This window comes from Pseudomonas sp. FYR_5 (genome assembly GCF_043106315.1).
Lineage (GTDB): Bacteria > Pseudomonadota > Gammaproteobacteria > Pseudomonadales > Pseudomonadaceae > Aquipseudomonas > Aquipseudomonas putida_Y.
The window spans coordinates 1-9117 of the sequence record NZ_JBICMK010000068.1; the positions used below are offsets into that span (position 1 = coordinate 1).

Annotated in this window: 8 protein-coding genes; 4 read left to right on the top strand and 4 right to left on the bottom strand. The window is 62.2% G+C overall.

The window, feature by feature from the left end; all coding sequences use genetic code 11:
* Positions 1–19 precede the first annotated feature (19 nt).
* Positions 20–2131 (bottom strand): elongation factor G, encoded by a 2112-nt coding sequence (gene fusA / locus ACF8RA_RS11080; RefSeq protein WP_392488125.1) that lies wholly within the window; start codon positions 2129–2131, stop codon positions 20–22.
* A gap of 73 nt (positions 2132–2204) precedes the next feature.
* Complete coding sequence (locus ACF8RA_RS11085) at positions 2205–2630, bottom strand: hypothetical protein (RefSeq protein WP_392461676.1); 426 nt, start codon at positions 2628–2630, stop codon at positions 2205–2207.
* A gap of 211 nt (positions 2631–2841) precedes the next feature.
* On the opposite strand from ACF8RA_RS11085, the gene ACF8RA_RS11090 reads away from it, so the two are divergent.
* Entirely contained in the window at positions 2842–3144 is a 303-nt protein-coding gene (locus ACF8RA_RS11090) for a hypothetical protein (RefSeq protein WP_012051778.1), read from the top strand.
* Between the two features lie 3 nt (positions 3145–3147).
* Here the strand turns inward: ACF8RA_RS11090 and ACF8RA_RS11095 are convergent, their stop codons facing one another.
* On the bottom strand, positions 3148–4398 hold the full coding sequence (locus ACF8RA_RS11095) for an aspartate aminotransferase family protein (protein WP_392461678.1): 1251 nt from the start codon (positions 4396–4398) through the stop codon (positions 3148–3150).
* A 179-nt stretch (positions 4399–4577) separates the two neighbouring features.
* Positions 4578–5474 (bottom strand): transcriptional regulator GcvA, encoded by an 897-nt coding sequence (gene gcvA / locus ACF8RA_RS11100; RefSeq protein WP_003251398.1) that lies wholly within the window; start codon positions 5472–5474, stop codon positions 4578–4580.
* A 257-nt stretch (positions 5475–5731) separates the two neighbouring features.
* Here gcvA and ACF8RA_RS11105 point away from each other — a divergent pair, with 257 nt between their 5' ends.
* The 3 genes from ACF8RA_RS11105 to ACF8RA_RS11115 all read left to right on the top strand — a co-directional run bounded on the left by ACF8RA_RS11105 (position 5732) and on the right by ACF8RA_RS11115 (position 8452).
* Positions 5732–7114 carry an amino acid permease gene (locus tag ACF8RA_RS11105; RefSeq protein WP_176682226.1) on the top strand — a complete coding sequence of 461 codons (1383 nt, stop codon included), beginning with the start codon at positions 5732–5734 and terminating at the stop codon, positions 7112–7114.
* A gap of 57 nt (positions 7115–7171) precedes the next feature.
* Positions 7172–7669: a PaaI family thioesterase gene (locus tag ACF8RA_RS11110; RefSeq protein ID WP_003251394.1), complete on the top strand. Its 498-nt coding sequence runs from the start codon at positions 7172–7174 to the stop codon at positions 7667–7669.
* Positions 7670–7756: 87 nt separating this feature from the next.
* A complete protein-coding gene (locus tag ACF8RA_RS11115; RefSeq protein ID WP_176682227.1) occupies positions 7757–8452 on the top strand; it encodes a glutathione S-transferase N-terminal domain-containing protein in 696 nt (231 codons plus the stop codon).
* The last annotated feature ends 665 nt before the right edge of the window (positions 8453–9117 follow it).

The window sequence follows — 9117 nt, forward strand, 5'->3', positions numbered from 1 at the left end:
GCCGGCACAGGAGAGCTGCTTACTCTCCGCGGCTCTTCTTGACGATGCCGTCGGCAATGCTCGCCGGCGCCTCGGCATAGCGGGTGAACTCCATCGAGAAGCTTGCCCGGCCCTGGGTCATCGAGCGCATCGAGGTGGCGTAGCCGAACATTTCGCCCAGCGGAACTTCGGCACGGATCACCTTGCCAGCCGGCGTTTCATCACCGTCCTGGATCATGCCGCGACGTCGGCTCAAGTCGCCGAGGATGTCGCCCTGGTACTCCTCCGGCGTCACCACCTCAACCTTCATCACCGGCTCCAGCAACACTGCGCCACCTTTCTGCGACAACTGCTTGGTGGCCATCGACGCGGCGATCTTGTAGGCCATCTCGTTGGAGTCGACATCGTGGTACGAGCCGTCGAACACGGCGGCCTTGAGGTTGATCAGTGGGTAGCCGGCAAGCACGCCGTTCTTCATTTGCTCCTCGATACCCTTCTGGATGGCCGGGATGTACTCGCGCGGTACCACGCCGCCGACAATCTCGTTGATGAACTCCAGGCCTTCTTTGCCTTCATCACCGGGGGCGAAACGGATCCAGCAATGGCCATACTGGCCGCGGCCGCCGGATTGGCGAACAAAGCGGCCCTCGATCTCGCAGGTGTTGCGGATCTTCTCGCGGTAGGCCACCTGTGGCTTGCCGATGTTGGCCTCGACGTTGAACTCGCGGCGCATGCGGTCGACGATGATGTCCAGGTGCAGCTCGCCCATGCCCGAGATGATGGTCTGGCCGGTCTCTTCATCGGTACGCACGCGGAATGAGGGGTCTTCCTGGGCCAGCTTGCCCAGCGCGATCCCCATTTTTTCCTGGTCGGCTTTGGTTTTTGGCTCCACTGCTACGGAAATCACCGGGTCGGGGAAGTCCATGCGTTCGAGAATGATCGGCTTGTCCATGTCGCACAGGGTATCGCCGGTGGTCACGTCCTTCATGCCGATCAGTGCGGCGATATCGCCGGCGCACACGTCCTTGATTTCAGCGCGTTGGTTGGCGTGCATTTGCACCATGCGGCCAATGCGCTCTTTTTTGCCCTTGACGGAGTTGAGCACCGCGTTGCCGGAGCTGAGCACACCGGAATACACCCGGGCGAAGGTGAGGGTGCCGACGAACGGGTCGGTGGCGATCTTGAAGGCCAGTGCCGAGAACGGTTCATTGTCGTCGGCGTGGCGTTCCAGGTGCTTTTCTTCGTCGTCGGGGTCGGTGCCCTTGATTGCCGGAATTTCCGACGGGGCGGGCAGGTAGTCGATCACAGCGTCGAGCATCAGCGGCACGCCCTTGTTCTTGAACGATGAGCCGAGGATGGTGGGCACGATTTCGTTGGCAATGGTGCGCTGGCGCAACCCGGCCTTGATCTCTTCGATGCTCAGCTCCTCGCCATCGAGAAACTTCATGGTCAGCTCGTCATTGGCCTCGGCCGCAGCTTCGATCATGTGCGCGCGCCATTTGTCGGCAAGCTCCTGCAGATCGGCTGGAATATCTTCTTCGCGGTAACTGGTGCCCTGATCGGCATCGTTCCAGTAGATGGCCTTCATCTTCACCAGATCGATCTGGCCAATGAAGTGCTCTTCGCTACCGATGGCCAGCTGGATGGGCACCGGGTGGTGCCCCAGGCGTTGATCGATCTGCTTGACCACGCGCAGGAAGTCGGCACCCTGGCGGTCCATCTTGTTGATGTAGGCCAGGCGTGGCACGTGATACTTGTTGGCCTGGCGCCAGACGGTCTCGGACTGCGGCTCGACGCCGTCAGCGCCGCTGAATACCACGACCGCGCCATCGAGCACGCGCAATGAGCGCTCCACCTCGATGGTGAAATCGACGTGGCCTGGGGTGTCGATGATGTTGAAACGGTACTTGTGGGCGAACTGCTTGGTCGAGCCTTGCCAGAACGCCGTGGTCGCCGCCGAAGTGATGGTGATGCCGCGTTCCTGCTCCTGGGCCATCCAGTCCATGGTCGCCGCGCCATCGTGCACTTCGCCCATCTTGTGGTTGACCCCGGTGTAGAACAGGATTCGCTCGGTGGTCGTGGTCTTGCCGGCATCCACGTGGGCGACGATGCCGATATTGCGGTACAGCTCAATGGGCGTTGTGCGGGCCATGGCAGACTACCTGTGGGTGGGCGGATTCCACCAAGTTAGCAGACCGGTGGAATCCTGCCCTGCCGCCGGGCCGTCAGTCGGCTTGGGCTTGCAGCATCCACTGGCCATCCACTTCGCGGGCCAGGCCGCTGGCCGGCAGCAAGGCCAGCAGGCGCGCGTGCAGGGCGGCCTCGGTAAAGGTCTTGAGGGCGGTCAGGTCCAGCGCACCGATCAGGGTGAGATCAGCCTTGGTGTAAGACAGCCAGGCTTTTTTCAACACCTGGGCGACGTCGCTGCCGGCGGTGCTGGCGAACCGGCGGTGCCACTGGCGGCCTTCGAAAGTGAAGTTGTGCGCGTGGCTGTAGGTGCTTTGGTCGGCGCCTTCTACGCAGCGGTGGCAGTGGCATGGGCCCTCGCCGAAGGCGTTGCGCAGGTAGCTGTTGAAGTCCACGACGGGCTTGAGGGACAGGCGTTTGTCGACTTCGAACAGGTCGGCGATCAGGGGTTCTTCGGCGCTCACTCGGGATCCTCGTGTGGTGTGGCGTGCATCGGCGGGCACCCTAACAGATCGGGGCATTCAGATCACCTGTTGCAGGTGCCCCGCATACCCCAAGCAACATGCGATCCCTGTGGGAGCGGGCGTTCCCGCGAACAGGCCAGTAGAGACAACAGAGACTGCCTGCCGTACTCTACGCGCCCATACGCCTATACACCCACCGAGGTAACCCCGCTTGAGCACCAAGTACCCGTACATCGCCACCGTGACCATCAGCGCCGAAGACCGTGGCGGAGATACCGAAGCCTCGGAAAACCCCAAGATGCGCGTGGGCCTGGAAGCGGTGACCGAAACCCTGAAGAAGGTGCATTTCGTCGGTACGCTCGCGGCCCCTGAGAAACCGGCCACGCACATTTGCGTAACCCTGGAGAATGGCCTGACCTATTACGGCCCGATCGTCAACGGCCATGCCGAACTGGAAGGCGGCTGGATCGCCTTCGAGTCCGACATGCTTACCCCGGAAGAACTCGGCCTGTAAGCCTCAGTTCAGTTCTGCCAGGCACTGCTCGAGGATATCCAGCCCTTCCTCGAGCACCTCGGCCTCGATGGTCAACGGAGCCAGCAGGCGAATGATGTGCCGCGCCTTGCCGCTGGGCATCAGCAGCAGGCCCTTGGCTCGGGCGGCCTCCATCACCTTGGCCAGTTGTGCCGGTGCCGGGCTGCCATCGGCATTGGCGAACTCGATCCCTCGCATGGCGCCCACGCCGGTCAGGCGGCCGATGTACGGGCTCAGGCTCGAAGCCTTCCAGCGCTCATAGCGGCTGACGATGGCCTGTTCCTGCCGTTCGCCCCAGGTTGCAACGTTTTCGTCGGTCATCTGCGCCAGGCTGGCCAGGGCCGCCGCACAGGCAATCGGGTTGCCTGAATAGGTGCCCCCCAGGCCGCCCTTGGGCAGCGCCGCCATCAATTCCTTGCGCCCGACCACTGCACCCAGCGGCATACCGCCAGCAATGCTCTTGGCCAGCAACAGCAGGTCGGGTTCGATGCCCAGGCGCGGAAACGCGAAGCGCTGGCCGGTACGGCCGAAGCCCGACTGGATCTCGTCGATGATGATCAGGATGCCGCGCTCGTCGCAGAAGCGGCGCAGGGCCTGGGCGAAGGCCGGGTCCAGGGCAAGGAAGCCGCCTTCGCCCTGCACCGGCTCGAAGATGAACGCTGCGACGTCCTCCACCGCCAGCTCGACGCTGAACAGACGGTCCATGGCCTTGAGCGCCTGCTCGCAGGTAACCCCGGTATCCTCGCTGGGGTAGGGCAGGTGGTACACCGGCCCGGGCAGCTCGCCGACCCGCTGCTTGTAGGGGGCGACCTTGCCATTGAGGTTCAGGGTGGCCAGGGTGCGTCCATGGAAACCGCCGTCGAAAGCGATGATGGCACGTTTGCCGGTGGCGCCACGGGCCACTTTCAGGGCGTTTTCCGCCGCTTCCGCGCCGCTGTTGGTGAGCATGCCGGCCAGTGGGTAGCTGAGCGGGACGAACTGGCTCAGTTGCTCCATCAGTGCCAGATACGGGCCGTGAGGGGCCGCGTTGAAGGCATAGTGGGTCAGGCGGGTGGCCTGAGCCTGGATGGCCTCGACTACAGCGGGGTTGCAATGGCCCAGGTTGAGCACGCCGATACCGCCGACGAAGTCGATGTAACGTTTGCCGTCAGTGTCCCAGACTTCGGCATTACGGCCATGGGAAAGTGTGATCGGGTGAACGATGGCAATGGATTGGCTGATACTTTCCTGGTTCATGGGGCACGCGGACCTTGTTCGAGTTTCTTATTATCCAAGCGTGTCGGCAGGTTATTCCGCAAACGAATTATTCGATTGCGGTCATTCCATGGATTCGTGATCTGGCCGGTTTTTTGGGTTGGCTGTGCCGGCCTCTTCGCGGGCAAGCCCGCTCCTACCAGAGGCCGGGGCAGGTCAAATCAATCCCCTTCAGCCACCCGTTCCCGGATCCACTGCACAAAGGCTCTGATCTTGGGCACTTCGGCCGCATGCTCGGCATGCGCAATGAAGTGCCTCCCGTTGCTTGCCACAGGGTGGTCCCAGGCCACCACCAGCTTGCCTTCGCTCAGCTCTTCGGCCACCAGATAGCGGGGAATCAAGGCTATGCCGCAGCCGGAGATGGCGGCGCGGATGCACAGGTAGAACGTGTCGAAGCGCGGCCCGTGGTAGCTGTTCTGGCTATGCAGCCCAAGCCCCAGGAACCACTCGTGCCAGGCCTCCGGCCGCGACACGCATTGCAACAGCCGGTGCTCAGTCAGCGCCTGGGCGCTGTCGAAACGGTGGCTGGCCAGCAGTTGCGGGCTGCACACGGGCACCACTTCTTCGCTGAACAACTCGATGCAGGTCGCCCCGGGCCAGGTGCCCTGGCCGAAGAAAAAGGCGACGTCAGCCTTGGCCTGTACCAGGTCGAATGGCTCTAGCTCGTTGCGCACATCCAGGTGAATCCGTGGGTAGCGGTCACCAAAACCCTTGAGCCTGGGCACCAGCCAGCGGGCGCCGAAGGTCGGCTGGGTGGCGATGCGCAGCACTTCGGTTTCGTCGCCGTAGCTGAGGATGTAGCGGCTGGATATGTCGATCTGGGTGAGGATCTTGTTCACTTCGGTGAGGTACAGCGCGCCGGCCGGGGTCAGGTGCAGGCGCCGGCGAATGCGCTGGAACAGCGAGTGCGAGAGCATGTCCTCAAGCTGCGCGACCTGCTTGCTGACGGCGCTCTGGGTCAGGTGCAGTTCCTGGGCCGCGCGGGTGAAGCTGAGGTGGCGGGCGGCCGCTTCGAAGCACTGAAGGGCGGTGGTCGAAGGCATCAGGCGTTTGGACATGACGGGCGAATACCGAGCAAAAAAGGAAGGAGTTCATTCCATAAAGGAATTATGTGGTTCGAAAAGGTCGTTTGTTGACCCCGGCCTATAGATTAATACTGACCTGGATCAACGATTACAACCGGTCATGCGAAGAGGAGGTCAATACCCGCTTCGGTCATCTGCAAAAAACAACAACAACACACATCAGAAATTTATAAGAATTCTGCTCAGACCTTCAGCCGCTTTGCTGCGGCCGACCCATTCGAGGGTTCTTCATGGCTTCGCAAGACAACAAGAAACAGCGCTCACTGCAGCACGGCCTGACTTCCCGTCAGGTTTCCATGATCTCCATTGCCGGCATCATCGGCGCCGGGTTGTTCATCGGGTCCTCCAACGCCATTGCCACCGCCGGCCCGGCCATCCTCATCTCCTACGCCATGACTGGCCTGCTGGTCTTGCTGGTGATGCGCATGCTGGGTGAAATGGCCATCGCAAACCCCAACAGCGGCTCATTTTCCACCTACGCCACGGAAGCCATTGGCCCTTGGGCGGGCTTTACCATCGGCTGGTTGTACTGGTGGTTCTGGGTGTTGATCATTCCGGTGGAGGCCATCGCCGGTGCTGACATCCTGCATGCCTACTTCCCTGGGGTGCCCTCCTGGCTGTTCGCTTTCCTGATCATGCTGGTGCTGTCCTGCACCAACCTGGTCAGCGTGAAGAACTTCGGTGCCTTCGAGTACTGGTTCGCGCTGGTCAAGGTGGTCGCAATCATTGGCTTCATCGGGGTCTGCACCTTGGCTGTGTTCGGCTTCTGGCCGCTGGCGGAGGTGTCCGGGGTCAGCCGGCTGTGGGACAGCGGTGGTTTCATGCCCAATGGCTTCGGGACGGTGCTTGGGGGCGTACTGATCACCATCTTCTCGTTCTTCGGTGCCGAAATTGTCACCATCGCGGCTGACGAGACCGCCAACCCGAAAGACAAGATTCGCCGCGCCACCAACCTGGTGGTGTACCGCATCGCCATCTTCTATCTGGCGTCGATCTTCCTGGTGGTGTCGCTGGTGGCCTGGAACGACCCCGAGCTGAAAGCGGTAGGGTCGTTCCAGCGTGTACTGGAAGTGCTGAACGTGCCGGGCGCCAAGCTGCTGGTTGACCTGGTGGTGCTGGTGGCAGTGACAAGTTGCATGAACTCGGGGCTCTACACCGCGTCGCGCATGCTCTATTCGCTTGGCGCTCGTGGTCAGGCGCTTAGCGTGACCAAGCGCATCTCCGGTTCCGGCGTGCCGACCGTAGCGGTGATCTTCTCCACCCTGGCAGGTTTTGCAGGCTGCTTCGTCAACTACGTGTTCCCGGGCAAGGTGTTTGGCTTCCTGCTGTCGACCACTGGCGCCATCGCCTTGCTGGTGTACCTGGTCATTGCCGTGTCGCAGCTGCGCATGCGTGCCCGTGCCGAACGTGAAGGGCGCCCGCTGGAGCTGAAGATGTGGCTGTTCCCATGGCTGACCTGGCTGGTGATCGGCACCATCGTCATGGTGCTGGGCTACATGCTGTTCAGCGATGCCTACCGCTACGAAACGCTGATGACCGCTGGGGTGACCGCGTTCATCCTGCTGGTTTCGCTGACCCAGCGGCGTGCCAAGATGGTTGCCCAGACGGCCTGATGTTTCTGCTTTAATGGGGGCGTTGCGCGCCCCCATTCCAACAAGCACAGGAAGCGTATGACTGATCACACACTTTCCCTTCAAGCCCTCGCGGCGCCTGAGGGTACCTGCTACGGCTGCGGCTGTTCCCACCCCAGCGGCCTGCACCTGCAAAGCCACTGGGACGCCGACGGTGTTCATCTGGTGTGCCGACACTCGCCCGACAGCACCTTCATCGGCTGGCCTGGCCTGGTTTACGGTGGCCTGCTGGCGATGCTGGTCGACTGCCACTCCAACTGGACGGCGATGGCCTACCACTACCGTAACGAAGGCCGCGAGCCGGGCAGCCTGCCGCGTATCGACTGCGTTACCGGCACGCTCAACCTGACCTACCTGAAACCTACGCCGATGGGCGTCGAGCTGTTGCTCAAGGCGCGTGTCGAAGGTGAAGTGGGGCGCAAGAGCCGGGTCATCTGCGAAGTCTGGGCAGAGGATGTACTGACTGTGACTGCCGACTCCGTGTTTGTCCGCGTCGATACCGAAAAGCTCAAGCTCAAGGCCCACGGCCAGGCCTGAGCTGTTAACGCTGATGAGTGGTCGGTGATGGTCAGCGGCTGGGGATGTCTCTAGAGTGACAGGTTCATTCCCTTGGCAAGGTTGATCATGACCGATCTCAGTGCTTTCCCCATTACTCGCAAATGGCCCGCCAAACATCCCGAACGCCTGCAGTTGTACTCGCTGCCGACGCCCAACGGGGTGAAAGTGTCGATCATGCTCGAAGAGATTGGCTTGGCTTACGAGGCGCACAGGGTCAGCTTCGACAATGATGACCAATTGAGCCCCGAATTCATCTCGCTCAGCGCGAACAACAAGATCCCTGCCATCCTCGACCCGAACGGGCCGGGCGGTCAGCCGCTGCCGCTGTTCGAATCGGGGGCGATCCTGCAGTACCTGGCAGAGAAGAGCGGCCAGCTGCTCAGCCAGGACCCCGCCCAGCGCTATCAGACCCTGCAGTGGCTGATGTTCCAGATGGGCGGCATCGGGCCGATGTTCGGCCAGGTCGGGTTCTTCCATTTCTTTGCTGGCAAGGAATATGAAGACAAGCGCCCGCGTGACCGCTATGTCAACGAGTCCAAGCGGCTGCTGGGCGTGCTGGATCGGCATTTAGAAGGTCGGCAGTGGATGGCTGAGGAATACAGCATCGCCGACATCGCCATCTTCCCTTGGGTGCGTAACCTGGTGGAGCGCTACAACGCCCGTGACCTGGTGGGCTTCGACCAGTTCAAGGAAGTGCAGCGCGTGCTGGCGAATTTCCTCGAACGGCCAGCCGTGCAGCGTGGCCTGAAAATCCCGGGCTGATCAACTCGCGTAGGGACAACTGCCTTGCTCAAACTTCGAAACGCCTGCGCGGTCGCCCGTAGGCGCGGGTTTACCCGCGAAAGGGCCGGCCCTGCTGGCCAATCTCCACCCGCTGTTCGCGGTTGCCGCCGCTACCGTATTCGCGGGTAAACCCGCTCCTACGCCGGATTGGTGGTGGACACAGGTCGGTGGTTGGGCGCAGGCCGTCGTAGGAACGGGTTTACCCGCGAAAGGGCCAGGCCTGCTGGCCAATTTCCACCCGTCGTTCACCGTTGCCGCCGCTACCGTATTCGCGGGTAAACCCGCTCCTACGCCGGATCGGTGGTGGACACAGGTCGGTGGTTGGGCGCAGGCCCTCGTAGGAGCGGGTTTACCCGCGAAAGGGCCGGCCCTGCTGGCCAATCTCCACCCGCTGTTCACGGTTGCCGCCGCTACCGTATTCGCGGGTAAACCCGCGAAAGGGCCGGCCCTGCTGGCCAATCCCCACCCGCTGTTCACCGTTGCCGCCGCTACCGTATTCGCGGGTAAACCCGCTCCTACGCCGGATTGGTGGTGGACACAGGTCGGTGATTGGGCGCCGGTCGTCGTAGGCGCGGGTTTACCCGCGAAAGGGCCGGCCCTGCTGGCCAATCTCCACCCGCCGTTCACCGTTGTCGCCGCTACCG